26 protein-coding genes are annotated in these 25,719 nt (G+C 32.3%); 20 read left to right on the top strand and 6 right to left on the bottom strand.

The window, feature by feature from the left end; genetic code table 11:
- A complete protein-coding gene (gene ileS, locus BN3004_RS06715; RefSeq protein ID WP_058260427.1) occupies nucleotides 1–3,111 on the top strand; it encodes an isoleucine--tRNA ligase in 3,111 nt (1,036 codons plus the stop codon).
- 83 nt (nucleotides 3,112–3,194) lie between these two features.
- Here ileS and BN3004_RS06710 read toward each other — a convergent pair whose 3' ends face one another.
- On the bottom strand, nucleotides 3,195–4,652 hold the full coding sequence (locus tag BN3004_RS06710) for a helicase HerA-like domain-containing protein (protein WP_058260426.1): 1,458 nt from the start codon (nucleotides 4,650–4,652) through the stop codon (nucleotides 3,195–3,197).
- 115 nt (nucleotides 4,653–4,767) lie between these two features.
- Here BN3004_RS06710 and BN3004_RS06705 point away from each other — a divergent pair, with 115 nt between their 5' ends.
- From BN3004_RS06705 to BN3004_RS06680, 6 genes are read left to right on the top strand one after another with little or no spacing between them, the layout of a single operon-like run.
- Nucleotides 4,768–5,520, top strand: a complete 753-nt coding sequence (locus BN3004_RS06705; RefSeq protein WP_058260425.1) for a peptidyl-prolyl cis-trans isomerase — start codon at nucleotides 4,768–4,770, stop codon at nucleotides 5,518–5,520.
- A gap of 19 nt (nucleotides 5,521–5,539) precedes the next feature.
- Nucleotides 5,540–6,877 (top strand): GTP pyrophosphokinase, encoded by a 1,338-nt coding sequence (locus BN3004_RS06700; RefSeq protein WP_058260424.1) that lies wholly within the window; start codon nucleotides 5,540–5,542, stop codon nucleotides 6,875–6,877.
- Entirely contained in the window at nucleotides 6,870–7,220 is a 351-nt protein-coding gene (locus tag BN3004_RS06695) for a DUF1292 domain-containing protein (RefSeq protein WP_058260423.1), read from the top strand. The genes BN3004_RS06700 and BN3004_RS06695 overlap by 8 nt, the downstream gene beginning before the upstream one ends.
- Nucleotides 7,213–8,172: a tRNA modification radical SAM protein MnmL/YtqA gene (gene mnmL, locus BN3004_RS06690; protein ID WP_058260422.1), complete on the top strand. Its 960-nt coding sequence runs from the start codon at nucleotides 7,213–7,215 to the stop codon at nucleotides 8,170–8,172. Before BN3004_RS06695 ends, mnmL begins: the two co-directional genes overlap by 8 nt.
- Nucleotides 8,165–8,584 (top strand): hypothetical protein, encoded by a 420-nt coding sequence (locus BN3004_RS06685; protein ID WP_058260421.1) that lies wholly within the window; start codon nucleotides 8,165–8,167, stop codon nucleotides 8,582–8,584. The genes mnmL and BN3004_RS06685 overlap by 8 nt, the downstream gene beginning before the upstream one ends.
- 17 nt (nucleotides 8,585–8,601) lie before the next feature.
- Nucleotides 8,602–9,153 carry a DUF6648 family protein gene (locus BN3004_RS06680; protein ID WP_058260420.1) on the top strand — a complete coding sequence of 184 codons (552 nt, stop codon included), beginning with the start codon at nucleotides 8,602–8,604 and terminating at the stop codon, nucleotides 9,151–9,153.
- 39 nt (nucleotides 9,154–9,192) lie between these two features.
- Here BN3004_RS06680 and BN3004_RS06675 read toward each other — a convergent pair whose 3' ends face one another.
- Genes BN3004_RS06675 through BN3004_RS06665 form a run of 3 tightly spaced genes read right to left on the bottom strand, consistent with a single transcriptional unit; the run spans nucleotide 9,193 to nucleotide 12,494 of the window.
- On the bottom strand, nucleotides 9,193–9,963 hold the full coding sequence (locus BN3004_RS06675) for an ABC transporter permease (protein ID WP_058260419.1): 771 nt from the start codon (nucleotides 9,961–9,963) through the stop codon (nucleotides 9,193–9,195).
- 1 nt (nucleotide 9,964) lies between these two features.
- Nucleotides 9,965–10,597, bottom strand: a complete 633-nt coding sequence (locus BN3004_RS06670; protein ID WP_058260418.1) for an ABC transporter ATP-binding protein — start codon at nucleotides 10,595–10,597, stop codon at nucleotides 9,965–9,967.
- 1 nt (nucleotide 10,598) lies between these two features.
- Complete coding sequence (locus BN3004_RS06665) at nucleotides 10,599–12,494, bottom strand: ABC-F family ATP-binding cassette domain-containing protein (protein WP_058260417.1); 1,896 nt, start codon at nucleotides 12,492–12,494, stop codon at nucleotides 10,599–10,601.
- Between the two features lie 129 nt (nucleotides 12,495–12,623).
- Here BN3004_RS06665 and BN3004_RS06660 point away from each other — a divergent pair, with 129 nt between their 5' ends.
- From BN3004_RS06660 to BN3004_RS06650, 3 genes are read left to right on the top strand one after another with little or no spacing between them, the layout of a single operon-like run.
- Nucleotides 12,624–13,286, top strand: coding sequence for an ABC transporter ATP-binding protein (locus BN3004_RS06660; RefSeq protein WP_058260416.1), 663 nt, complete (start codon nucleotides 12,624–12,626; stop codon nucleotides 13,284–13,286).
- Nucleotides 13,283–13,996 carry a hypothetical protein gene (locus BN3004_RS06655; protein ID WP_058260415.1) on the top strand — a complete coding sequence of 238 codons (714 nt, stop codon included), beginning with the start codon at nucleotides 13,283–13,285 and terminating at the stop codon, nucleotides 13,994–13,996. Before BN3004_RS06660 ends, BN3004_RS06655 begins: the two co-directional genes overlap by 4 nt.
- Nucleotides 13,987–14,628: a hypothetical protein gene (locus BN3004_RS06650; protein ID WP_058260414.1), complete on the top strand. Its 642-nt coding sequence runs from the start codon at nucleotides 13,987–13,989 to the stop codon at nucleotides 14,626–14,628. The genes BN3004_RS06655 and BN3004_RS06650 overlap by 10 nt, the downstream gene beginning before the upstream one ends.
- Nucleotides 14,629–14,863: 235 nt before the next feature.
- Here BN3004_RS06650 and BN3004_RS06645 read toward each other — a convergent pair whose 3' ends face one another.
- Both BN3004_RS06645 and BN3004_RS06640 read right to left on the bottom strand, forming a co-directional pair.
- The gene (locus tag BN3004_RS06645; protein WP_058259272.1) at nucleotides 14,864–15,943 is read right to left on the bottom strand and encodes an IS30 family transposase; all 1,080 of its coding nucleotides are present in this window, start codon (nucleotides 15,941–15,943) and stop codon (nucleotides 14,864–14,866) included.
- A gap of 262 nt (nucleotides 15,944–16,205) precedes the next feature.
- Nucleotides 16,206–16,364: a hypothetical protein gene (locus BN3004_RS06640; protein WP_196792491.1), complete on the bottom strand. Its 159-nt coding sequence runs from the start codon at nucleotides 16,362–16,364 to the stop codon at nucleotides 16,206–16,208.
- Nucleotides 16,365–16,467: 103 nt separating this feature from the next.
- On the opposite strand from BN3004_RS06640, the gene BN3004_RS06635 reads away from it, so the two are divergent.
- From BN3004_RS06635 to BN3004_RS06590, 10 genes are all read left to right on the top strand, one after another.
- A complete protein-coding gene (locus BN3004_RS06635) occupies nucleotides 16,468–17,070 on the top strand; it encodes a sensor histidine kinase (RefSeq protein ID WP_148344914.1) in 603 nt (200 codons plus the stop codon).
- Nucleotides 17,048–17,644 (top strand): response regulator transcription factor, encoded by a 597-nt coding sequence (locus tag BN3004_RS08615; protein WP_058260411.1) that lies wholly within the window; start codon nucleotides 17,048–17,050, stop codon nucleotides 17,642–17,644. The genes BN3004_RS06635 and BN3004_RS08615 overlap by 23 nt, the downstream gene beginning before the upstream one ends.
- 69 nt (nucleotides 17,645–17,713) lie before the next feature.
- Nucleotides 17,714–18,457 carry a redox-sensing transcriptional repressor Rex gene (locus BN3004_RS06625; protein WP_082244120.1) on the top strand — a complete coding sequence of 248 codons (744 nt, stop codon included), beginning with the start codon at nucleotides 17,714–17,716 and terminating at the stop codon, nucleotides 18,455–18,457.
- Nucleotides 18,457–19,362 (top strand): ABC transporter ATP-binding protein, encoded by a 906-nt coding sequence (locus BN3004_RS06620; RefSeq protein ID WP_058260410.1) that lies wholly within the window; start codon nucleotides 18,457–18,459, stop codon nucleotides 19,360–19,362. The genes BN3004_RS06625 and BN3004_RS06620 overlap by 1 nt, the downstream gene beginning before the upstream one ends.
- Complete coding sequence (locus BN3004_RS06615; protein WP_058260409.1) at nucleotides 19,352–20,587, top strand: ABC transporter permease; 1,236 nt, start codon at nucleotides 19,352–19,354, stop codon at nucleotides 20,585–20,587. Before BN3004_RS06620 ends, BN3004_RS06615 begins: the two co-directional genes overlap by 11 nt.
- Nucleotides 20,580–21,470: a DNA-3-methyladenine glycosylase family protein gene (locus BN3004_RS06610; protein WP_058260408.1), complete on the top strand. Its 891-nt coding sequence runs from the start codon at nucleotides 20,580–20,582 to the stop codon at nucleotides 21,468–21,470. Before BN3004_RS06615 ends, BN3004_RS06610 begins: the two co-directional genes overlap by 8 nt.
- A 140-nt stretch (nucleotides 21,471–21,610) precedes the next feature.
- The gene (locus tag BN3004_RS06605; protein ID WP_058260407.1) at nucleotides 21,611–21,895 is read left to right on the top strand and encodes a co-chaperone GroES; all 285 of its coding nucleotides are present in this window, start codon (nucleotides 21,611–21,613) and stop codon (nucleotides 21,893–21,895) included.
- 11 nt (nucleotides 21,896–21,906) lie between these two features.
- Nucleotides 21,907–23,532 (top strand): chaperonin GroEL, encoded by a 1,626-nt coding sequence (groL, locus tag BN3004_RS06600; protein ID WP_058260406.1) that lies wholly within the window; start codon nucleotides 21,907–21,909, stop codon nucleotides 23,530–23,532.
- A 245-nt stretch (nucleotides 23,533–23,777) separates the two neighbouring features.
- Nucleotides 23,778–25,091 carry a branched-chain amino acid transport system II carrier protein gene (gene brnQ, locus BN3004_RS06595; protein WP_058260405.1) on the top strand — a complete coding sequence of 438 codons (1,314 nt, stop codon included), beginning with the start codon at nucleotides 23,778–23,780 and terminating at the stop codon, nucleotides 25,089–25,091.
- Entirely contained in the window at nucleotides 25,091–25,705 is a 615-nt protein-coding gene (locus BN3004_RS06590; protein WP_058260404.1) for a DUF2812 domain-containing protein, read from the top strand. Before brnQ ends, BN3004_RS06590 begins: the two co-directional genes overlap by 1 nt.
- Nucleotides 25,706–25,719 lie beyond the last annotated feature (14 nt).

The raw sequence follows: 25,719 nt of genomic DNA, 5'->3' as shown, positions 1-25,719 counted from the left end.
ATGGACTTAAAAGCTTTATCAAATGATCGCGTAGCCGATAGAGAACATCAAATATCTGAATATTGGAAGAGTATCGATCTACTTAAATTAACAAACGATAAAAGAGATAAGGACAATAGATATGTTTTCTTCGAAGGCCCACCAACTGCTAATGGCAAGCCTGGTATACATCACGTAAGTGGTAGAACACTAAAGGACTCTGTCTGCAGATATAAGGTTATGCAAGGCTACTACGTAAACAGAAAAGCCGGTTGGGATACACACGGACTACCTGTTGAAATTGAAACTGAAAAACAATTAGGACTTCATAATAAACAAGATATAGAAAAGTATGGCGTAAAAGAGTTTAATGAAAAATGTAAAGAGTCAGTATTTAAGTATGAGTCACTATGGAGACAGATGACTGAAAAGATGGCTTATCTAATCGATCTTGACAATCCATATATAACTCTTGATAATGACTACATCGAATCTACTTGGCATATACTTGATAAGATGTTTAAGGATGGACTAATTTATGAAGGTCACAAGATTATGCCTTATTGCCCAAGATGCGGTACAGGACTTGCTTCACATGAAGTAGCTCAAGGCTATGAGATGATTAAAACTGAATCAGCTTATGTCAAGTTCAAAAAGAAAGGTACTGATAACGAGTACTATCTTGCATGGACAACAACACCATGGACACTTCCTTCAAACGTAAGCTTAACAGTTAATAAAGATTTTGATTATATAAAGATAAAACACAAAGAAAATGGCGAGATACTTTACTTAGCTAAGGCACTTTTCAAACAAGCACTTGAAAAAGATGCAGAAAATTATGAAATAATAGCTGAGATGAAAGGCTCAGACCTAGTTGGTGGAGAGTACGAACAATTATTACCATATTTACCATGCGATAAAAAAGCCTTCTTCATAACAGAGGCTGATTACGTTACTATGGAAGATGGTACTGGTATAGTTCACACAGCACCAGCTTTTGGTGAAGACGACTATAACACATCTAGAAGATATGATTTACCAGTTCTTAATCCAGTTGATGAAGAAGGTAAGTTCACAGATACTCCTTGGAATGGCATGTGGGTTATGGATGCTGACCCATTAATCATTGATGAATTAAAGAAAGAAAATAAATTATACAGAAAACAAAAGATTGAGCACAACTATCCACATTGCTGGAGATGCCACACACCACTTCTTTATTATGCAAAACCATCTTGGTATATAGAAGTAACTAAGTTTAAAGATAAAATTGTTGAAAATAACAATACTGTTAATTGGTATCCAGACTATGTTGGTGAAAAGAGATTTGGTTTCTGGTTAGATAACCTAAAGGATTGGGCTCTATCTAGATCAAGATACTGGGGAACACCACTACCAATTTGGAAGTGCGAAGACTGCGGTCACATGGAAAGCGTTGGCTCAAGAAAAGAGCTTAAGGAAAAAGCTATTGAAGATATAGATGAAAATATCGAATTGCACAGACCATATGTTGACGACGTTCATCTAGAGTGTCCACACTGTCATGGCAAGATGACTAGAGAAAAGGATGTAATCGACGTTTGGTTTGACTCAGGCGCAATGCCATTTAGCCAATGGCACTATCCATTCGAGCATACTGATGACTTTGACCACAAGTTCCCAGCAGACTTCATCTGTGAAGGTATAGACCAAACAAGAGGCTGGTTCTACAGCTTACTTGCTATATCAACATATATGACTGGCAAGGCTCCATATAAAAACGTTCTTGTAAACAACTTAGTACTTGATAAGTACGGCAAAAAGATGAGTAAAAGCAGGGGCAATACCATAGACCCATTCGAGCTATTTGATGAATATGGTGCAGATGCTGTAAGATGGTATCTATTATACGTATCACCAGCTTGGACTACTAAGAAAGTCGATGTAGATGGTCTAAAAGATATTAGCTCAAAATTCTTTAACACACTTAGAAATGTATATAACTTCTTCTACATGTATTTACAAACTGATGGCATTGATCCAAAGACATTAGACGTGCCATATGAAAAGAGAAGCGATATAGACAAGTGGATACTTGCTAAATATAACAAACTTCTTCTAAATATCGAAGAAGAGATGGATAAGTTTGAGCTAACAAATGTAGTTAGAATGATACAAGACTTTGTTGTTGAAGATATATCAAACTGGTATATCAGACGTTCAAGAAGAAGATTCTGGGCTACAGAGCTTGATGATGACAAGAAGGCAGTTTTACAAACAACCTACGAAATACTTCTTGGAGTATCTAAGGTCATAGCTCCATTTGCTCCATATACAGCAGAAGAATTCTATCAAAGACTTGGCGATTTAGAATCAGTTCACATAGACTATTATCCAAAGGCTAATAAAGACCTAGTCGATGAAAAACTTATTTACAAGATGGATCTAGTTCGTACACTTGTTAAACTTGGTAGATCATCAAGAGAAAACGCTAAGATCAAGGTAAGAATACCTCTTAACGAGATAGTTATCGACGGTAAGTATAGGGAAGACTTAGAGGACTTAACTGACTTAATCAAGGAAGAGCTTAATGTTAAGCACGTTTACTACGAAGATGATTTGAAAAAGTACATGAACTTCAACTTGAAGCCGAACTTCAAAGTTGCTGGCTCAATACTTGGATCAAAGATTAAGGACTTCACTAAATATCTATTAAATGTTGATAGCATAGACTTTGTGGACAAGCTTGACCACGCTGATCAAACAGTTGAGCTTAATGGCGAAGCGACTAAAATCAAAAAAGATTATGTAGATGTAAGAATTGAGTCCAAAGAAGGCTTTAATGTTGAAATGGAAAATGGTGTCTTTATCATACTTGATACTAAGTTAACAGGTGAACTTCTTGATGAAGGCTACTTAAGAGAGTTTATATCAAAGGTACAACAACTTAGAAAGCAAAATGACTTTGATGTACTAGACAAGATAAAGATCTATGTTGATGCAAATGATGATTTGAAAGCTATCTTTGAAAAGTTCAAAGACTTTATACTAAAAGAAACAGTTGCAGATAGCATTGAATACAAAGAACTTGATGTAGAAGAAACAGACTTAAATGGTAAGACTGTAAAGATATTTGTTGAAAGAATATAAATTAACTAAGACTAGGGCAGATGCTCTAGTCTTTTTTTGCAAGTAAAAGGCCAGAGCAAATGCTCTGGCCATTGATTTATAAATTATTTTTTTCTTTTAATCGTATTCATTATGTCTCTTGCAACGGTTCTACCTATTTGATAAGTAAAGGCACTGAAGACTCTCTTTAACATTTTATCGGCAGTACTTTCATTTCTCTTCTTTTGATTTTGTTTTGTTCTGTATTCTTTTTGTGCATCTTTTTCTGCTTTTTCTGCTTCCATTTCTTTATTGATTTGGATGTATCTTTCACTAAGTATCTCGTATGCTGATTCTCTGTCAATTGGCTCTTTGTACTTAGAGTTAAAATCTGAACTATTAATAATGTCATTAAACACAGCTTCATCTATCATACCAATCTTTGACATAGGTGGCCTTATAAGAGTTATCTCAGCTATGGATGGCTCGCCATCTTCATTAAGCGTTGAGACCAAGGCTTCACCAGTTTTTAGATTAAGTATAGCTTTTTCACTGTCGAAGTTTGGATTTTTTCTAAAACTATCTGCAGCATATTTAACATTCTTAATTTCATTAGGAGTGTAGGCTCTTAAAGCATGTTCGATCCTGTTAGATAGCTGGCTTAAAACTTCTTCAGGTATATCCTTAGGGTTTTGCGTAACAAAGAAGATGCCAACACCCTTAGACCTGATAAGCTTGATAATAGTAACGATGTTTTCAAGCATCTTTTTATTCAAGTCTTTAAAAATTAAGTGAGCCTCATCTAAGAATAATACTAGTTTAGGTTTATCAAGGTCACCAACTTCATCAAGACTAGTAAATATCTGACTAAGTAGATAGATTACAACTGATTGATACATCTTTGAGTTAAGGTAGAGCTCTGTACAGTTAAGTATGTTTGCTGTGCCTTTTTCACCATTTTTCACTAATAAATCATCTACATCGAAAGATGGTTCGCCGAAGAAGTCAATCGCACCTTCATTTTCAAATCTAATAAGAGTTCTTTGTATAGCATTTATACTTTGCTTAGCTACATTGCCATATTTACTTGAAATATCACTAGAGAAGTCCGCCATATACTTAAGCATAATCTTTAAATCTTTAAAATCAATAAGTTTTAGACCGTTCTCGTCGGCAATTTTATACATAACATCGATGACGCCGCTTTGTACATCATTCAGTCCAAGCATCTTAGATAGTAAAACTGGACCTATATCAGTAACAGATGCTCTTAGCGGAACACCTCTTTTATATATATCAAAAATTTCAACAGGGAAGCTATCAACTTGGTAGTCATCTATACCAAGCTTATTAAGTCTTTCGTCGATCTTATCATTTCTCTCGCCATTCTCAGCTAGACTCATAATGTCGCCTTTAACATCGGTAATGAATGTGTTGATACCATCGTTATTAAGCATCTCACTAATTACTTTTAAAGTAACAGTCTTACCAGTACCAGTCGCTCCAGCTATGATGCCGTGTCTATTTAGCATCTTAGAGTTCAAATATGCTTTTTCGTTCTCTCCACCTAGTAAATATTTCATAAAATCACCTCTCATAAGTATTATAACACATTTTGAAGATTAAAAATAGTCTTGCAAAATAATAATTTATATGATAATATAAATATGTGAAAGATTAAATTTTAAGGAGGATATTTTGGAAATAAATAAGGAAGTAGTCGCTAAAGTATGCGGCAAAGAAATTAAAAAAGAAGACGTTGTAAACTTTGCAAATATGCTTGGACCACAACTAACTATGCAGTTCCAATCAAAGGACGGAGTTAAAAAATTAGTTGAAGAGATGGTTAATCAAGCGATGTTATATAATAATGCTATCGATGAAAAACTAGACGAGAGTGAAGAATATAAAGCTGAGATGGAAAAGGCTAAAGAAAACATCTTAACTAATATGGCTTTTAAAAAGGCTCTTGAATGTGAAGAAGCGACAGATGAAGAACTTAAAAACTATTATAATGAATTTAAGGATGAATTTTCTGAACCTGAATCAAGATCTGCTAGCCACATCTTAGTTGATAGTGAAGATAAAGCAAAGGATATCAAGGCTAAAATTGATAATGGTGAGGACTTTGCTAGCCTTGCTCAAGAACACTCTGCATGCCCATCTAAGGCTAATGGTGGAGACTTAGGTACATTCCACAGAGGACAAATGGTTAAGGAATTTGACGACAAGGTATTCTCAATGAGTCTTGGAGAAATTTCTGAGCCAGTTAAGACTCAATTTGGCTACCATATAATCAAGTTAAATGAGATTAATGATGCAAAAGCTAGATCATTTGACGAAGTTAAAGATGAAGTGCGTGCTCATGTTATGCAAATTAAACAAATGAACGCATTTAAGGCAGTAATTGACAGCTTAAAGGATAAATACAAACCAGAAATATTTGTTTAATGAAAGGATATGAGAGCTGATGAGGCTTGAATTATTTGATTTTATAGATGACACTATAGATTTACTTGAAGAAAATAACGATAAATTAGAAGAAGTAATGGAAATTCTAGAAAATTTCTTTACTAATACTTTCTGTGCTAAGGATCATTTTCTAGCCGCAAGAGGCAGAGTGAAGGAAGCTACTTCACTTAGAGAGAAGATACTTAGAAACAATTTATATACTGAGTACAAGACGCCAGAGAATCTTATGGAGAACATCTCAGATATCATAGGTGTTAGAATTGAATGTAGGTTCATTGATGACGAAAAGAAAATTTATAGAGACTTATTAAACTTATTCAATTATAAAGAGGACAGAGGTTATTACTCAAGCCATATCAATAAAAAGATATATCTAAAGCTATCTGAAGAGCAGCCACAATTACAAAAGAATGGTTTTGAGATCTACAAGATAGACGGCAAGTATGTTGATGATGACGGCAAGAAGATACACTTTGAGCTTCAAATAAAGTCACTTGTCAATGTATTCTGGGGAGACATAGACCACAAAGTCCTATATAAGAACTACAACTATGTTCTTACAGAAGATTTCTTTATAGACATCATGGCAACTATTAAGGATAATTTAACTATGGTTGATAGGCAGCTTATGAGTGTTTATAACCATCTTAATAGGTCTGACTCAACGATACAGGTTAATAAGAAGAAGCAACTTGTTAAGCTTGTATCAAAGACTATACACGATATATTTAAATCAAAGGTTAAGAGCGACTTAGGTTACATTATAGACTACAAGGACTCCTGCGACATGATTAGTGAGTACTTATTTATGAAGGCTCAAAGAAAATCTGCTAAGGATACATCACAAGAGTTTGTTGATTTAGTAGGAAGATTATCAGATATACAGGAAAATCTTGGTCCTATAACAAACTATATAGAGTTTGAGAGAAAGCCTGTGTTTAACGATACTTTCACTCAAAGCTTAGGTGACGAAATACTAAAACTTATAAATACTGATTTTAAGTGGAATTTATTCTTTAGGATAATATTTATTATTGAAAAGGGTACTAATGTTGAAGACTTCGAGGGCTTCATAATATTTTTAAGATATAAGTTCTACGAATCAGTTGCTCTAAGTATTAGAAATAAGGATATGTCAAAGGAAGAGAAAGAGTTTTTAATTAACTACTACCTTGATCAAATAAGCTACGAGTTCAAGAAAAAACCTGAACTTTCATTTATAACTGATGAAAATATTAACGAAATTAATAAAAATATAAGCCTCGAATTAGTTAATATATCTAATTTTGAGGACTTTTCCGAACAAATTTTAGAAAGAGGAGAAACAGATGAGTAAAGATAAAGATTTCATTGATGAACACGATTGCTGCTGCCACGACGAAGACTGCGGCTGCGGACATGATCACGAACATGATGATTGTGACTGTGAAGACACAATGATCATCACTTTAGATGATGGAACAGAGCTTGAATGCGCTGTACTTGATCTATTTAATTACAAAGGAGACGACTACATCTTCTTATTCCCACTAGACGTAGAAGAGGAAGAAGAGTACGTTTATCCTTATAAGTACATCGAGCATGAAAATGGTGTCGATGTTGAACTAGAAGTCGTAGATGACGCAATCATAGACGAACTTATGGAAGAATTTTATAATAAAAACGAGGTAGATGAGTAATATTATAAGCTTTGAGGAAGAGAAAAAACTCTATAGAGTCTACTCAGAGTACTTAAGAAATAAATTTCACACTAAGGTTTATAAGCTTCCTATCAGTCTAAACATAACTTGTCCCAATAGAGACGGCTCAAAGGCTTATGGCGGCTGCATCTTTTGCACAGCAGAGGGAGGCAGCTTTGAGAATTTATCTAACAAACTATCTGTCAAAGAGCAGATTGAACAAAACAAGATAAATATCACGAAGAACCATAAGGCTACTAAGTTCATAGCTTATTTTCAAAACTTTTCTAATACTTATATGCCACTAGATCAGTTTAAGGAAAATATAATGAACGCAATACAGGAAGACGTTGTTGGGATTAACATATCGACAAGGCCTGATTTAATCTTTGATGATTACATGAAGTTATTGAAGGATGTAAAAGATGAGTATAATCTTGAGATAACTGTTGAACTTGGCTTACAGAGCTCAAATGATGAGACGCTTAAGATATTAAACCGCTGTCACAATACTAAGGACTATATAGATGCGTGTGAAACATTATCAAAGTACGGCATAAGAAAGGCAGCTCACTTGATACTTGATTTGCCGTGGGATAGCATAGATGACATATATAATGACGCTAGGCTCATTAACATGACAAAGATGGATGAAGTTAAACTACATAGTTTATATATCATGGAAGGAACTAAGATAGCCCAGATGTATAAAGCTCATGAGTTTAAACTCTTAAACAGAGAAGACTATGTAGATAGAGTAGAAATTTTCTTAACTCATATAAAAGATGATATAATTATACAAAGATTGGTTGGAAGGTCCGATGAAGAGGGAACGATTCATTGCAACTGGGGCGAATCTTGGTGGAGAATAAAAGATTCCATATTAGAACAAATGAAAAGAAAATCAAATTACCAAGGTAAATATTTTAAGGAGGATGATTTTTATGGTTAAATTAATCTTAGGAGCAAAAGGTGCAGGAAAGACTAAGTGGTTAATCAATGGTGCTAACGATGACATTAAGTCAGGTAACGGCAACATTACGTTCTTAGATGTTGAGGACGAACACATATTTTCTCTAGACACTAACGTTAGACTTATTAACTTAAGCGACTACAGTGTAAATTCTATTGAAAAGTTCTATGGCTTCTTGCTTGGAATGCTATCTATGGACTTCGACCTAGAAAAAATTTATATCGACAGTGTTTATAAGATTATCGATATTAAGAAAGAAGATTTAAAATGCTTAGTAAAGAATTTAGATGAAATTTCTGAAAAGCATGATGTAGACATACTTATCAACGTTGACTACGTAGCTGATGAAGTAGACAGTGACTTAAGGAGTTATGTAGAAGAAGTCAAATAATTAGAAAGTGGTATTTAATGCTTTATGTAAAGAGGAAGAATCTTTTTGAGGTATTTTTCGAGAAGAGACATTCTTTGATCATACAGTTCAACAATGGTGACTTGACGAAGAAGGAGTTTCTTCAAGAGAATTTCAATTTTATTACTAGTCTAAACATCAAACCTTTTATTAAGATTGATTCATTTGAAAAGGGCATGTTTAACTACCAATACTATAATTCGCTTGCTAAGTACTATCTGATGCTTGCAAATGAGATAAAAAATACAAACAAGCACAGAAAGTATTTTGTTGAGTACAAAAACACTGGGCTAAGTTTGTATCATCAAAAAGATTTAACGACTATAAGCATACTAAGGCTGGTTGACTTTGAGAATGTTGATGCGTACTACGTTAAAACAAATTCAAAGTTCTTAAATGGCAAGCTTTATGAGATAGTCTTAAGTGATTATAATGAAGCAATCTTCCATTCGAAAGCTTTGTGGCTTGTAGACATTTTGAGAGAGAAGAACGTTTTTAGCGAAAAGAAGAAAGAGTCAGTAATAGATTCGTATATAAATAAACTCTACTAGTATTTTTAGTAGAGTTTGTTTTTTATATTGACTTTTCTATTAGAATAGTATTTGCTCTCTATCATTAAAGAAAGCTTTGTACGCAAGCGATGTAAATATGCTTGTAGTGATACCGACAGTTCCGACTATGGCTATCATGATCGTTATTTGATATAGTATAGCAGACATTGGGTCAGTTCCTGATAGTATTTGACCTGTCATCATACCAGGCAAAAGCACTATGCCCATGCCGAGCATTGAGTTAAGTGTCGGTAGTATGGCGGAGCCAAATGCTTCTCTCGATATTCTTAACACAGCATCCTTAGGTTTTGCGCCAAGCATAAGTGCCGACTCAATCGTATCTCTTTGATCATTGAGAGAATTTTTATAAGAGTTAATAGCAAGACTCATGCCCGTCATTGTATTACCAATAAGCATTCCTGAGATAGTTATGAAGTACCTTGGGTCGTACCATGGTCTAACGCCTACAACGACTATGATGTAGTAGAATATTGACACTAAACTCGATCCTATAAAGCATATTGCTATAAGCTCTTTAAGCTTGATAGATTTAACCTTGCTTCTTTTGTAGACATTAAATATTGCAAACGCTTCCATAATTATAAGTATCAAAACTGTTATCCACGGACTATCGCTCTTTAAAATGTATTTTAGTAAATAGCCTGTTATAATCAATTGAATTGTCATTCTAAGAGAAGCGACTATAATTAGTCCTTGATTTGATAAACCCTTTATCTTAGAAATTACTAAAAGTACTATGATAAATGCAAAAGATAGGGCTAGCTGTAATATTGAAATTTCAGTTAACATACTAGGCCTCTTTAATTGTCGCTATCTTATTCTTTATGCTAATCACTTGATCAGCTAGGGAGAATAGTTTTTCTGAGTGCGATACCATAATTATCTTCTTATCTCTTTCTTTTAAGTACTTAATCACATTACTTATAAGCTTGTATTCGGTCTCTTCATCAAGTGAGGATGTTGGCTCGTCAAATAGATAGACTTCAGCATCCATTGCCAAGACCCTCGCTATCGATAGTCTAGTCTTTTCTCCGCCAGAGAAGTCCTTTGGATTATCATTAAGATCTTTATCAAGCAAAACTATATCAAGCAGTTCTTTTAGTTTCGCATCATCAAGAGTGTCTATATCACTGAATTTTCTAGCTATATTTAAATTGTCTCTCACATTGCCTTCGAAGATAGCGGGGAATTGAGACTGCATAATAACTTTTCTTCTTAATTCATGCGCTTTGAATGACTTAATATTGTCGCCTTTGTATAAAATATCGCCGTTATCAGGGCTTATAAGGTTATCAAGCATCTTTAGAAGAGTAGATTTACCGCTGCCACTTGGCCCCATAATCATAGTAAGGCCACTATCACCAATAGACAGATGCTCTATGTTAATAATATCTTTGAATTTTACATTTTTCAGTTCAAACATCTTAATCCTCCATATAAATAAGCTCTTCATATAAAGCATCAAGCTTCTCATCAATCTCAGTAAGTTTAAAGTTCAAATCGTTAACCCTGTCTATGTCATCGTATATATCTGGATTTGCGAGCTCATTATGAATCTTATCCTTATGTTTTTCAAGCTCTGAAATTTCTTTTTCAAGAGCATCCTTTGCTTGTTTTTCCTTTTTTAATCTTTCTTTTTCTTCTCTCTCTCGCTTTTTATTAAGCTTTGCTTGCGTCTTTGTAATTTCTTCAGGCTCTTCTAAGAAAGCTTCTTCTTCACGCATACGCTTTTTCTTTTCAAGATAATAATCATAGTTACCTAAAAATTCATGAATACCATCGGCTTTAAGCTCAAGTATTTTATTTACAACTTTATTTAGAAAATATCTATCGTGGCTAATTACAAGCAGAGTTCCTTCGTATGAATTAAGAGCCTCTTCCAAAACTTCTTTTGACTCGATGTCCAAGTGATTTGTAGGTTCGTCTAGGACAAGGAAGTTTACATCAGAAAGCATTATTTTACATAGAGAAACTCTAGCTTTTTCTCCACCCGATAGCTCATCAATCATTTTGTAGATATCGTCATCAATAAATAAAAACTTTGCAAGAGCCTTTCTTAGCTCAAAGTAAGTAAGGCGAGGGAAGCTGTCCCATATCTCTTCGGCAATGGATTTATTCACGTCAAGCTTTTCTAGCTCTTGATCGAAGTAGCCGACATTGACATTAGTTCCAAAGCGTATTTCACCACAGTCATGACTTTCTTCACCAAGAATAATTTTAAATAGAGTTGATTTACCAATACCGTTAGCACCGATGATGCCAACATGTTCACGCTTATATATGTTAAAGTTTATATCATTTAATAATTTAAAATCACCAAAGCTTTTATTGATATTTTCAACAGCTAAGACATCGTTACCTGACTCGACCTTCATCCTAAACTTGAAATTAATCTCGCTGTCATCATTGACATCACTTAAGAGCTCAATCTTAGCAAGCATCTTCTCACGAGACTTTGCCTTAATAATGCTTTTTTCAGTAGCGTAAGACCTATATCTTCTGATAATTTCTTTTTGCCTTTCAATTTCTTTTTGCTGATTAATATAAGCCTTCTCTTGAATCGCTTCATTTATCTTTCTTTGCTTGATATATTGCTCGTAGCCCATATTGTACTCATGAGTTGTGTGATCCTTTATAAGAATAACCTTATTACATGTAGCATTTAGAAAATATCTATCGTGACTGACCATAACAACAGTCTTATTAAACGAATTGATGTATTCCTGAAGGAATTCCATTGAGTCAATGTCAAGATGGTTGGTCGGCTCATCCAAGAAAAGTATATCAGACTCTTGTATAAGTGCTTTGGCAAGCATTAGTTTAGACTTTTGTCCGCCGCTAAGAGAGTTAAAAGCCTGGCTAAACTGTTCTTCGCCAAAACCAAGCCCAGTCAAAACCTTTTTTATCTCAGCATCATATGTATATCCGCCTTTCTTTTCGAAGTCTTCAAGTAAAAAGGCATATCTATCCAAGTTCTCTTGACTAGGATCCTTGGCAATGATATCTTCAAAATTCCTAAGCTCCTCTTCAAGATCAGTCAAGTGCTTCATGGACTTCTTCATCTCATCATAAACACTTAAAGAACTTCTGATCGTTGTATTTTGCTCAAGGTAGGCGATTTTAGTATCTTTAGAAATAAATATATCGCCTTCATCATAATTAAGCATGCCAGATAAAATATTAAGTAAAGTTGACTTACCAGTACCATTCATACCAACTATGGCAACTTTTTCGCCTTCATTTATATTAATAGAAACGTTTTCAAAAATTAACTTGTCTATAAAAACTTTTTTTATATTATTACATGCTAGTACAGTCATAAAAACACCTCGATTATATTATAACATATTTTATTAGATGAAAATAAGATAAAATTGCAGTTTTTACTCATGAATTTCAATTTTAGTCAATATATAATCAAATTACAAATAATACACAGGAGGTTTATTATGAATATTATTGAAGTAAAAAATATGAGCAAAAATTTTAAGAAGAAAAAACTTTATAATGATTTTTCATTAGATATTGAAGCCAATACCGTTCATGCGATTGTAGGACCAAACGGTTCTGGTAAAACATCTTTACTAAGGATATTAACGGGTTTATACAAAGAGGACAAAGGTAGTGTTCTGGTTAATGGCGACCATGCAATGCTTCTTGAAAATGATTACTTATATGAAGATAAAACAGGTTTAGAAAATATTAATATCTATGGCTTGTATTTTGGATATGCAAGTAATGTATATAAAAAGTACAGCGACTTATTAGGAATTACAGATGATTTAGATAGAAAAGTATCAACTTATTCAAAAGGAATGAAAAGAAAACTTTCTCTTTTAATTATAGTTCTTATGAATCGAGATATAGTTTTCTTAGATGAAGCGACTAGCGGTGTAGATCCTATATCTAGAGTACAAATAAGAGACTTAATAAAAATACTAAAGGATAAAGGCAAGACTATAGTAATAACAAGCCACGATTTAGCAGAGATAGAAAAAGTAGCTGATAATGTTACTATGATAAAAGATGGAAAAATTTTGTTTACAAAAAACATAGATGATATCAAGGGAGAAAGCCTTGAAGAATTATTTATTGAGGAGGGAAGAAAATGAATGATAATTTAAATATAAATAAAGCTTGTAGAAAATATTTGTTAAAAGATACTGATGTGCGCTTAAATATTGTTTTAACATTATTAATAGCTATTGTATTTAATTTTTTATTATACAAAAATGTATTCGCATCTCGTGGTGATTATTATATATTATTGATGCTATATGTATTTATACTAGGCTTTACAATAATTGGCTCGAACGCTATGGTCGTTAATTTAACAGCTAAAGATAAATTAAATAAACGTATTGAGTTCATACTTGCATCTGGATTTGATATAAAAGATATAATAAAATCATATACTAAAGAAATGTGGGTGATTTCTTCAATTCCATCATTCGTTTTATTCTTCATGACTTATTTAATATATGATTTTAAAATTGATTTTAAACTAATATTTGCAGTATATATTAGTTTAGTTATAATGTTGTATTTTGAAGTGCTTTTATTTAATATAATAAGCTTATATCAAAAGAATTTTAAGTTTTTTAAAAATTTAGTATTCTTTGTTTCAAGTTTATTAATTTATTTAGTAGCTTCTTTTTCAAAGCATATCATAGAGTTTATAGATAAGCATAATGTAAACTTAGTATATGTATTATTAGGGATAAACATTGTATTATTAATAATATTTGCATCTTTTTCAATAATTAAATACAAAAAATTAAGTAATGAAGCTGTTATAGATAAGGAGGGCACATGGTCTTAGACTTAATAAAAAACGATATAGAAAAAAATCTTGATAAGAATGCACTTCTAATGGCGCTTATGGCATTTATATTTACTCTAATACCTGTTTTAGTAGGACAGAGCACAATAAATAATGAGATAATTATGCAGATATTAAAAAGTGATAGCTTAGTTATGCTATTTATAATATTTGCACTTGAGCTTGCAAAGTCAACGATTGTAAATGATAAGATCAGTAAAAGAATAGAGTTTATCTTAGCTAATGGTGTTTCTAAGAATAAAATCATTATAAATTATATAGCATCATTATATTTTTCAACACTTATAATATTAGCACCTTCAATAGTTTTAAGTATGTATACAATGAGTTTATCAATTTATTTAATTTTTAATATGCTCATAACAAGTTTAATATATACTTTACTTATTATATATACAATACTTTTTATTACAAATATGAACAAGATAAATAGATTGCAGATAAATTTCGCTGTTTTGCATATAATTATTTTAAGTGTCTCTTATATAACTTATATATTTACGAATGTTTTAGCGCTATATTTTATAATAAAAGCTTTAATACTCATTGTTTTTCTAATATTATTGGGTATAAATACAAAAAATGAAAGGATAGTTACTACTTATTATTAAATTATGTATAAAAAATTATTAAAAATTATATTAGGGCATTTAGCGGTCATACTATATTGGGGAATATTATATAAATTAAATTTAAGCATAAATGATGCTCCTGTAATAAACTTAGTATCAGTTCTATTGATTTTTACAATATATATATTTTATAAATTGCAACAATAAGTTAGCCACCCAGACATCATATAGACTAAATGTATAGTATAGCTTAAAAGTATTTATTTTTATTAAACTAGATACTTTTAAGCTGTTTTATTTCCTTTATGAACTCTTCTTTTGCAGTTTTGTAATTAAAGATTTTTCTTGGCAAATTATTCATCCACTCGTTTATTCTGTATATTTTTTCTTTTGATACTTCTTCTATTGATGTGCCTTTTTGTATAAATCTTCGTATTAATTTATGTTGACATTCACTAGTTCCTCTTTCCCATGATGTATATGGATGACAAAAATATATATCTACATATTCTGCTAATTCTGATAAGCTTGAAAATTCTGAACCATTATCTGATGTTATACTTTTAAATATTTCTTTGTTTAACTGCGCATTATCTTTTAAGAATTTAAGTCCAATGTCTACTGCATCGGGTGTTTTTCCATGTATTTTTATCAGCTTTTCATATCTTGTTTTTCTTTCTACTAATGTAAGTAGTACTGGATCTGTCTTTTTCTTTTTACCTATAACTGTATCTATTTCCCAGTGGCCGAATTCTTCTCTTGTTTGTATTTTATCTGGTCTTTCTTCTATGGATATGCCAAGCTTTTTCTTGTTTTGTCTTGTTCTTCTTGTGCTATTTTTGTTTTTTCTCTTTACTTTTTCTAGTAGATCTATATTTTTTGTTTTCATTAGTGACTTATTTATCCAGTTGTAGAGGCTTTTTGTTGATGGTATTTCTGATGATGGAAAGAGTCTATTTGCTTTTGCGTATCCAACACATACATCTGGAGACCATTTATCTTTTAACATTTTATTGTCTGCCCATTTAAGAAATTCGACTATATCTATATATTTTGGTCTTCTTCCGCAAGAAGATCTATTGTTTATATATACCTCATAATTAGTTAAGGCAAAGTATTTTTCATCGTAGTAAGTATATGTTTTGTTATTACTTTTTATTATTCTCTTTTGCTTTACTGTGCCTTTCTTTATTGCGTTGTTTATTGTCTGCGGGGCTCTATTTAGCCTTCTTGCTATCTCTCTGTTGCTATGTCCATCTATTTTCCATGCCTGTATTAATGACATTTCATGTAGTGATAGATGTGAATTTTTCTTGCGTTCTGTAAATTCTATGGTATAATTTATATGAGTCATGTGTACCTCCGTATAGTTGTTTTTTTGTTTGTTACTAATACTATACCATATGTACACATGATTTTTTTATTTGGTGGCTAAGTTAATTATACAATCTTCCAATATATATATTTATTTATACTGAGCTTTCTAACAAAAATATTGATAAAAAACATACAATTATATTTTATTTATTATCTTTAGTACCTATAGCATTTAGTTTACAAAAAAATATCTCTTATAAATACATTTTTATAATACTTAGTCTTGTATCTTCATTTATTTATGCTAAAAGATATTTACTCATAGATAACGCTAAAGATATAAACATCTTGCCTATATCTAAAGCTTCAGCACAAGTGTTTACAATTCTTTTAGCTGTCTTATCTTTATTGATGATATATTTATTTGATATAAATTCATTTGTAATAAATGTCTTCATGCATATAATTATGCTTCTCATAGAAAGCTTTTTCCTTATTTTTATCAAAGAAAAAGAACTTAGCTATGAAAAAACTTATAGATTATATTATTTAGCAGAATATATGAGCGAGGAAAGAGATAATTTTGCTAGAGTAATTCATGATGAGATAATACAAGATATTTATGCAAGTAGAAATTATCTATCACTTAAAAATCCTGATGTAGAGTATGCGAAAAAAGTTTTATCGAATCTAGAGTCTAAATTAAGACAGATAATGAAACTTTATCAAGCTAATCTTTTTGAAAGAGCAGATATAAATACATCAATAAGATCAATAATTGACAATGTTTCGTCATTATATAATAAAAGTTTAAATATTGATCTAAATATTGATGAAAACTTCTTAAGTGATAGTGATGTAAAACTAATTAAACTTATATCAGTAGTTTCAAAGGAACTTATTAACAATATTTACAAGCATTCAAAAGCAAGCTTTTTAAATTACAATTTATATAGAGAAGAAAAAAACATTATTATTGAAATTGAAAGCGATGGCTCTAATGATGAAGATTTTAAACGGATTAATGACTCAAAAAGAGGACTGCTTTTACTAAAGTTTTTAATTGATATGAACTCTGGTAGTCTTGATTATGAATTAAATAAGGATATATTGAAAACAAAAGTAATTCTGGAGGTAAGTGATGAAGATAATATTATTAGATGATCATAAACTATTTGGAGCATCAATAAAATTGCTTCTTGAAGAACATGATGAAATTGAGCTTTGTGACTATGTATCAACAATAGACGATTTATTCAAGTATTTACAAATAAAAAATTATGATATAGTACTTTTGGATATAAATTTAAAATCAGAAAAAACTGGTCTTGATTTAATAAAAGATTTGCTTGAAATTTATCCTGATATTAATATCGCAATACTAACATCTTATGATTTAAAAAACTATAGGGAAACTGCTTATAAATTAGGTGTTAGAGATTTTATTAATAAATCAATTGAAATTGATGAATTGATTGAAAGACTAGCTAGAATTTATAAAGGGAATAATAAAATTGTTGAAATCAATGATAAGCCTTTATTAACTAATAGCGAAAAAATTGTTTTGAAAGAATTAGTTAAAGGCAGTAATAAAAAAGATATAGCAAATAAATTATTTATCAGCGAAAGAACTTTATATAATCACATATCTAACATATATTCAAAACTGGGAGTAAATAACGCTATACAAGCATTTAATAAAGCTATAGAGCTTGGTTACATAGATCCGCTTATGTAAAAAAATTATTGCTAAGAAATTCGCTATATGTTATACTATAATTGCTTTAATAATGAAAGGTGTGGAGATATGGCTCGTGATATTACAATAAACGCAATTAAAAGATTACCCATATACTATGTGATTTTTGAAGACCTATACGCAAGGGGCGTTCATAGGGTCTCTTCAAGTGAGCTATCGTCTTACACTAAGTTTACTGCCTCTCAGATCAGGGTCGATCTAAATACTTTTGGCGCTGAGGGTAGACAAGGTTATGGATATAATGTTGAGACCATATACATGGACCTCAAAGGCGTTCTTGGTCTTGATTATAAAAAGAATTTAATTTTGACTGGCGTTGGGAATATTGGTCAAGCAATAATACAATCGCGTGAGTTTGAATCGAGCGGATTTAAGTTTATTGGGCTATTTGATAGCAATCCCAATATGATAGGTCTTAGCTTTAATGGTATCAAAGTTAGAAACATATCGGAGCTTGAGGACTTTGCCAAGAACAATACTATTGATATAGGTGTCATAGCTGTTACTAGTAATAGCGCTAGAGACGTTGCAAGAACTTATGAAAAGATTGGTATAAAGGCGATATGGAATTTTGCTCCGACTGTACTTGATTTAGATAAGGACATTATAGTTGAGAACGTGCCTTTATCTGAGAGCTTATTCACGCTAAACTATTTACTTAAATGTAAAAACGATGGTACTTTTACAAGTGACGATTATGTCAATAGGGCGAAAGATATTGTTTATGATAAGGAATTAGGAAGGTATAGAGAGTCAAAAAAGAGGGGAAGACCTAGAAAGGAGAGTAAATAATGAAGTTAGAATTAATCGACATTAAAAAATCCTTCGCTGGAAAAGAAGTTTTACACGGAATTAATCTAGAGACTAGTTCTGGTAGTTCAACTGCTTTCTTAGGAAGGAATGGAGCTGGCAAAACGACTACTATAAGGATACTTATGGACGTTTTTAAAGCTGACAGCGGCAAGATACTGATTGACGGCGCGCCAATCGACAGAAAAGAGATTAAGCTAGGATATTTGCCTGAAGAGAGGGGCATGTACGCTAAGAGCGCTATACTTGATCAGTTAATTTACTTTGGTAGGATTAAAGGGCTTGATAAAAAAGAAAGCCATAACAATGCTATAGAGCTACTTGAAAAGGTTAAGCTTAGTGAATACAAGGCTAAAAATCTTGATACTCTATCAAAGGGTAATCAACAAAAGATACAAATCATTCAGACATTTATTAATAAGCCTGACATCATTATTCTTGATGAACCATTCTCTGGTCTTGACCCAGTTAACTCTCAAATACTTATTGATTTAATCAAAGAAGCTGTTGCGAGCGGTCCTTTGCTTATATTCTCATCTCATCAAATGAGCCACGTAGAAAATTTCTGTGACAATATTGCTCTTATTAAAGATGGCAAAAATGTTTTAACTGGTAATCTTAAAGAAATTAAGAAAAATATGGGCGAGGGCAAGCTAAGAATAAGCTTCTACAACGATGCTGTAAACTATTTACAAGATATATTTGATTTAGCTGGACAAGATAATGTTAGCATCAAAGATAATGACATCATCGTTAGAACAAGTGATAAAGCTGATGAACTAGCTAAGTTTGCTATAAGCAAGGACAATTTTAGAGCCATAGCAAAGTATGAACCAAGTCTAGAAGAGATATTCATAGAAGCGGTAGGTGATAAGGATGAAGAATAAAGTTGGTTTAATAACATCATTTGAGTTTAAACAGCTTATAAAGACTAAGTCTTATAAGATAACTACAGTAGTATTTTTCGTTCTAGCTTTATTAGGGGCTTTTGTACCAAGACTTATACAAGGAAATTTATTTAAGTCTATCACAGATGAATTTAACAAAACACAAAAGCTAGGTGTAATTATAAATGATGAGAGTATTGACAAAAGCGAATTAAAATCATTTTTATCTAATTATGAAGTTCATTTATATACTGACGAAGAAAAACTTAAAGATGATGTACTAAGTAAAGAGCTGGATAGAGGAGCAATAATTGATGTAGATTCAATTCAAAAATTCGTTTTAAACTCTAAACTTACTGATATGGGCGATAGCTTAGATGGAAATTTAAATGAATACAGATACAAAAAACTTATTGAATCAGAAGGAATTGATTATACAAAAATCAAAACTTTAGAAGAAAATAAGTACCAAGTAAATGAAATAGTTTTAGGAAAAGACTCAAAGCAAAACTATTTTATCATATATTTCTTGTTATTCTTGCTATATATGATTATACTAACTTATGGCCAAATTACTGCAACATCAGTAGCTAAAGAAAAGAATGACAGGACTATGGAGCTGCTTATAACATCAACTAAGCCTAAATACTTGATACTAAGTAAAGTATTAGCGACAGTACTAAGTGCGGTTATTCAAGTATCATTCTTGTTTATAGGCTTTGCTGTAGGATACTTATTTAATAAAGAGTATTGGTCAGACATATTTAGCATAACAAGTGCACCTATACAATTAGTTATAACATTCATCTTGTTTATGATAGCAGGTTTCTTCTTATATCTGTTCATATTTGCAACACTTGGAGCACTAGTTAATAAGATAGAAGAAGTAAGTCAATCAATATCATCAGCAACACTTTTGATTGTGCTTGCTTATTTTGGAGCTATATTTGCATTAACTACTGGATCGGAATCTAGTTTAGTTACATTCTTATCATACTTTCCATTAACATCTCCATTCGTTATGTTTATAAGAGCTGGTATGTTAAATATTTCTATCATAGAGATAGCTGCATCCTTTGCTATATTGGTGGTATCAGCATACTTCATATATAAGCTTGCATGCGATATCTATAGACTAGGAACACTGCAATACGGAAACAGAATGACGCTTAAACAAGCGTTTAAAGCATTAAGAGAGGACAAAAAGACAAAGAGTAATGAATAAGATAATATTAAAGGGACAGACTAGCTTTGTCCCTTCTCATATATTTGAGTGTGGCCAAGCATTCAGATGGAAAAAGCTAGATGAAGAAACATATAGATTTATATTTAGGGACATGGTCTTAGAGGCACGTGCCATAGATGATGCTATAGAGATAGCGGGTGACTTTAAAGATGAAAAGGACATCTTAAATTATTTTGACTTAAATACAGATTACGATGCAATTAAGAAGACGCTATCAGCTAATGATGAAGTTATTAGAAAAGCTATTGACTTTGGCGGCGGAATGAGGATACTTAAACAGGATCCATTCGAGACATATATTTCCTTTATTATAAGTGCCAATAATCAAATTAAGAACATTAAGAATACAATTAAGAAACTATCTCAAATGTACGGAAAGAAGCTAAATAATCCATTTGATGAAGAAGAGTACTATGCTTTTCCGAGTCCAGCGGCTCTGTCTAATGCAAAGCCTGAGGACATAAAGGAGTATGCAAGAGCTGGCTTTAGATCTGAAAGGATAGTTATTGCTTCAAAAATGGTTCAAGAGGGTATAATAAATTTTGAAGAGCTTAAAGAAAGAAGCGTAGACGATATTAGAAAAACTTTATTAGAAGTGCCTGGTATAGGCGAGAAAGTCTTTCAATGCATATTACTCTTTGGACTAGGTAGAACTGATTCATTCCCAGTCGATGTTTGGGTTAAGAGAGTTATGGAAGAGCTATACTACGGTGGAGAAGAGAGAAATAAGAAGCTTATACAAGAGGATGGCATGAGAAGATTTGGCGATTTATCTGGCTATGCACAGCAATATCTTTTTTACTACATGAGAGAAAATTATAAAAAGATGAAAAAAGAAGAGGATGAGCAAGATAATAAATAAATAATAATGATAAATATGAATAAATACGATTATATTATCTTGTATATTTGAGGTATATTTACTACAATATAATTGTTAGCACTCAATAGAGACGAGTGCTAACAAGAAAATATTAACAATATTATAAGGAGGAATAGATTATGAATTTAAGACCAGTATCCGATAGGATAGTTATTAAGAAATTAGAAGCAGAAGAAAAAACTAAATCAGGCATAGTGCTACCAAGCGCTTCAAAAGAAGCTCCTGTTATGGCTGAAGTTATAGCAATAGGATCTGACATCGCTAATGATGAAAAGAAGGCGAAAGAAGTAAAAGTAGGAGATAAGGTTATATTCTCAACATATGCAGGAACAAGCGCAAAGATTGACGGCGTAGAATACACTGTATTAAAATTCGCTGACATCGTTGCAGTAGTTGAAGACTAGGAGGTAATTATATGGCAAAAGAAATTAAATTCAATGCAGATGCAAGACATAAAATGGAAGAAGGTATCAACATACTTGCTGATACTGTAAAAGTAACACTTGGACCAAAAGGAAGAAACGTTGTACTTGATAAATCATTTGGCTCACCACTAATCACTAATGACGGCGTTACTATCGCTAAGGAAATAGAATTAGAAGATAAATTTGAAAACATGGGAGCACAATTATTAAAAGAAGTTGCTACTAAGACAAATGATATCGCTGGTGACGGTACAACAACAGCAACACTTCTTGCTCAAGCAATAATAAGAGAAGGTCTTAAGAATATTGCAGCTGGCGCAAATCCAATGATTCTACAAAGCGGTATTAGAAAAGCAGTTGATAAAACTGTTGAAAGCATCAAATCATATTCAAGAAAAGTTGAATCATCAGATGCTATAGCTCAAGTTGCTTCAATATCAGCTGGAGATAAAGAAATAGGTAAGCTAATTGCAGATGCTATGGATAGAGTTGGTAATGACGGCGTTATTACTGTTGAAGAATCAAAATCTATGGGTACTACACTTGAAGTAGTTGAAGGTATGCAATTTGATAGAGGATACGTTTCAAGCTACATGGTAACAGATACAGACAAGATGGTAGCTGAACTTGACAATCCTTACATCTTAATAACTGATAAGAAGATAACAAATATACAAGAAATTCTTCCTGTACTAGAAGAAATTGTTAAACAATCAAAACCATTATTAATAATCGCTGAAGATATTGAAGGCGATGCTATGGCAACACTTGTTGTTAACAAACTTAGAGGTACATTCAACTGCGTTGCAGTTAAGGCACCAGGCTTTGGCGACAGAAGAAAAGAAATGTTACAAGATATAGCTATATTAACTGGAGCTAAGGTTATTTCTGAAGAACTTGGATATGACTTAAAAGAAGCTACTATAGATATGCTAGGAACTGCTCAAAAAGTTAAAGTTGACAAAGAAACTACAGTTATCGTTAACGGAGCAGGAGAAAGAGATGAAATCGAAGCAAGAGTAAAACAAATCAAGACTCAATACGAAGCATCAGACTCAGACTTCGACAGAGAAAAACTTCAAGAAAGATTAGCTAAATTAACTGGCGGCGTAGCAGTTGTTCAAGTTGGTGCAGCTAGTGAAATTGAATTAAAGGAAAGAAAATTAAGAATAGAAGACGCTCTATCGGCTACAAGAGCAGCAGTTGAAGAAGGTATAGTACCAGGAGGTGGAACTGTACTTGCAGACTCAATCAAGGCGCTAGAAGCTATAGTAGATGACTTTGAAGGCGACGAAAAGACAGGTGTTAAGATAATCTTAAGAGCACTACAAGAACCAGTTAGACAAATCGCAGAAAACGCAGGTCTAGAAGGATCAGTTGTTGTTGAAAATGTTATGAACGAAAAACCTGGCATTGGTTTTGACGCACTTAACAACAAATACGTTGACATGATTAAGTCGGGTATTGTTGATCCAACTAAGGTAACTAGATCAGCACTTCAAAATGCAGCATCAGTAGCATCAATGATACTAACTACTGAAGCAGCAGTAGCAGACATTCCTAAGGACGATGCACCTATGGCAGGTGGCATGCCTGGCGGAATGCCAATGATGTAAAATCAATTAAATAAAGTATAGAATAACTCATGGCTCAGGCTGTGAGTTATTTTTTTGCTTAAACTTACATTTGATGCTTATATCAAGATAGATAAATCATTCTTCATCATCGCTGCTTTATCACTGCTATTTAAATGCACCTAACAGTGCTGCTAATAATACTTTAAAACGTTACAAAATCTTAAAAATATATTTACTTTAGCTCGGGGATATAGTATAATGTCTATGGTAATGGAGGGATGGAAGTGAAAAGAAAACAAATCATCGACACAATGGTAGTAGGCTTTGCATTATTTGCGATGTTCTTAGGTGCAGGAAACTTAATTTTCCCGCCGACATTAGGAGCCATAGCAGGAGATCAATGGTTCAAAGCAATGATTGGCTTTATGATGACAGGCATAGGACTACCAATACTTGGAGTTGTAGCATCGGCAAAGGCAGGAGGAAGACTTGAAGATGTTGCAGGCAAAGTAAATAAAACTTTCTCAATTTTATTTGGCTCATTAATTATGATATGCATAGGACCTTTATTAGCGATACCTAGGACATGCGCCACTACATATGAGATAGCTGTTCAACCACTATTTGGTAATGTTAGCCCGATACTAGTATCTATAATCTTTTTTGGATTGACATTATTTTTTACATTAAATCAATCAAAAGTTGTTGACAAGATAGGTTCGATACTTACACCAATACTATTAGTTATACTATTTACAATTATTATTTCTTCAATAGTTAAGCCAATAGGTGTACCAAAAAATACAGGAAGTACACAAAATTTTGTTAAAGGCTTTAAAGAAGGTTATCAAACAATGGATGCCATAGGCTCAATAATTATGGCGACTATTGTAATTAACAGTGTTAAGAAAAGAGGCTATACTAGTCAAAAAGACATGTTTAGAATGACAGTTATATCTGGCATCATAGCAGCCTTTTGTTTAGCTTTTGTTTATGGCGGACTAGTTTACATCGGCGGAACTGGCAGTGCTTATTTCACTATTGATCCAGAAAGCCCAAATAGAGTAGCTAACTTAATTTTCATGGTAAATAAGATTATGGGTCAATATGGAACAGCAGCTTTAGCTTTAACAGTAGCTTTAGCTTGCTTAACAACATCTATAGGCCTTACAGCAACAGCTGGAGAGTTCTTCTCAGATCTTACACATGGCAAATTAACATACAAGTCTATAGTTATATTCACTTGTTTATTTAGCGGAATAATCGCAACAAACGGAGTTGACTCAATAATAACATTCTCAGGACCAATACTTTCAGTCTTATATCCAGTTGCTATTGTAATCATTTTATTAAATATATTTGATAGTAAAATAAAATACAAAGCTATATATAAAGGAGCTACACTTGGAGCATTTATGGCAAGCTTGTTAGATACTGTTGCTAATATTGGCGATTTTAAAAATATAAGAAGCTTTTTAGATAGAATCCCACTAGGATCAGAAGGTTTTGCCTGGGTAATACCAGCCATAGTCTTTGGCTTTGCCTTTATAGTACTGGAAATGGCGATAGATAATAATAATCAAAAGGGTGTTATTTAGTGAAAAAATATAAAAAGTTTTTAGATCCTATTTATTCTTTGGAGAAATGGCTAAATAAAGTAGGAGAAGAAAATTATAAGCTGAACAATTTAAGAGGCTCATACTTTTATTTTGATAAAACTGAATCTAAATATGAGTACAAGGTATATTACTTCAAAGGACCTGAAAAGGACGTTAAGTCGTTTTTAACCTATGCTAGAAAAAAGGATATTGAGATTTTTCAATATCCTATAAGCGCTTCTCAAATTTCTTTGTTCTCGTTTATGGCGGCTACATTTGATAGTAACTCACAAGACATTAGCTACAAGGCAAGTTTATTTGCAACACACATCTATGTACTTATGAAACCAAAAGTAGGAGAGAGCATAGAGGAGATATTAGGCGAAGATGACAATCTTTATTATTACAAAAGACAGATGGAGAACAAGCTTATATTAGCTCTAATACTTATGATACCACTACTATTAACGTACTTTAGGGTCTTTGGCGGAACATTTGAACAAAATAAGCTCTTCGTACAAGTGCTGATGGCTGTTGAAGTATTGATCTTGATATTTATCCTATTCTTAAACTTCAAAAAGAATAGATTTTTAAGAAGTAAAAATAAGAAGTAAATTAATAAGATAAT

Origin of the sequence: Fenollaria timonensis (assembly GCF_001457835.1) — a bacterium.
Taxonomy (GTDB): Bacteria; Bacillota; Clostridia; order Tissierellales; family Peptoniphilaceae; genus Fenollaria; species Fenollaria timonensis.
The sequence above is the reverse complement of the archived record's forward strand: the minus strand, read 5'-3'. Positions and strand labels throughout refer to the sequence as shown.

Bases quoted from the DNA above. Each gene is read 5' to 3' on its own strand.
- BN3004_RS06710 (WP_058260426.1), bottom strand. From the start codon at position 4,652: ATGAAATATTTACTAGGTGGAGAGAACGAAAAAGCATATTTGAACTCT.
- BN3004_RS06610 (WP_058260408.1), top strand. From the start codon at position 20,580: ATGAATAAGATAATATTAAAGGGACAGACTAGCTTTGTCCCTTCTCAT.
- BN3004_RS06675 (WP_058260419.1), bottom strand. From the start codon at position 9,963: ATGTTAACTGAAATTTCAATATTACAGCTAGCCCTATCTTTTGCATTT.
- BN3004_RS06615 (WP_058260409.1), top strand. From the start codon at position 19,352: ATGAAGAATAAAGTTGGTTTAATAACATCATTTGAGTTTAAACAGCTT.
- BN3004_RS06625 (WP_082244120.1), top strand. From the start codon at position 17,714: ATGGCTCGTGATATTACAATAAACGCAATTAAAAGATTACCCATATAC.
- BN3004_RS06645 (WP_058259272.1), bottom strand. From the start codon at position 15,943: ATGACTCATATAAATTATACCATAGAATTTACAGAACGCAAGAAAAAT.
- BN3004_RS06635 (WP_148344914.1), top strand. From the start codon at position 16,468: ATGAGCGAGGAAAGAGATAATTTTGCTAGAGTAATTCATGATGAGATA.
- BN3004_RS06650 (WP_058260414.1), top strand. From the start codon at position 13,987: ATGGTCTTAGACTTAATAAAAAACGATATAGAAAAAAATCTTGATAAG.
- groL (WP_058260406.1), top strand. From the start codon at position 21,907: ATGGCAAAAGAAATTAAATTCAATGCAGATGCAAGACATAAAATGGAA.
- BN3004_RS06660 (WP_058260416.1), top strand. From the start codon at position 12,624: ATGAATATTATTGAAGTAAAAAATATGAGCAAAAATTTTAAGAAGAAA.
- BN3004_RS06620 (WP_058260410.1), top strand. From the start codon at position 18,457: ATGAAGTTAGAATTAATCGACATTAAAAAATCCTTCGCTGGAAAAGAA.
- BN3004_RS08615 (WP_058260411.1), top strand. From the start codon at position 17,048: ATGAAGATAATATTATTAGATGATCATAAACTATTTGGAGCATCAATA.
- BN3004_RS06680 (WP_058260420.1), top strand. From the start codon at position 8,602: ATGCTTTATGTAAAGAGGAAGAATCTTTTTGAGGTATTTTTCGAGAAG.
- BN3004_RS06685 (WP_058260421.1), top strand. From the start codon at position 8,165: ATGGTTAAATTAATCTTAGGAGCAAAAGGTGCAGGAAAGACTAAGTGG.
- BN3004_RS06700 (WP_058260424.1), top strand. From the start codon at position 5,540: ATGAGGCTTGAATTATTTGATTTTATAGATGACACTATAGATTTACTT.
- ileS (WP_058260427.1), top strand. From the start codon at position 1: ATGGACTTAAAAGCTTTATCAAATGATCGCGTAGCCGATAGAGAACAT.
- mnmL (WP_058260422.1), top strand. From the start codon at position 7,213: ATGAGTAATATTATAAGCTTTGAGGAAGAGAAAAAACTCTATAGAGTC.
- BN3004_RS06640 (WP_196792491.1), bottom strand. From the start codon at position 16,364: ATGAAGACATTTATTACAAATGAATTTATATCAAATAAATATATCATC.
- BN3004_RS06665 (WP_058260417.1), bottom strand. From the start codon at position 12,494: ATGACTGTACTAGCATGTAATAATATAAAAAAAGTTTTTATAGACAAG.
- BN3004_RS06655 (WP_058260415.1), top strand. From the start codon at position 13,283: ATGAATGATAATTTAAATATAAATAAAGCTTGTAGAAAATATTTGTTA.
- BN3004_RS06670 (WP_058260418.1), bottom strand. From the start codon at position 10,597: ATGTTTGAACTGAAAAATGTAAAATTCAAAGATATTATTAACATAGAG.
- BN3004_RS06695 (WP_058260423.1), top strand. From the start codon at position 6,870: ATGAGTAAAGATAAAGATTTCATTGATGAACACGATTGCTGCTGCCAC.
- BN3004_RS06605 (WP_058260407.1), top strand. From the start codon at position 21,611: ATGAATTTAAGACCAGTATCCGATAGGATAGTTATTAAGAAATTAGAA.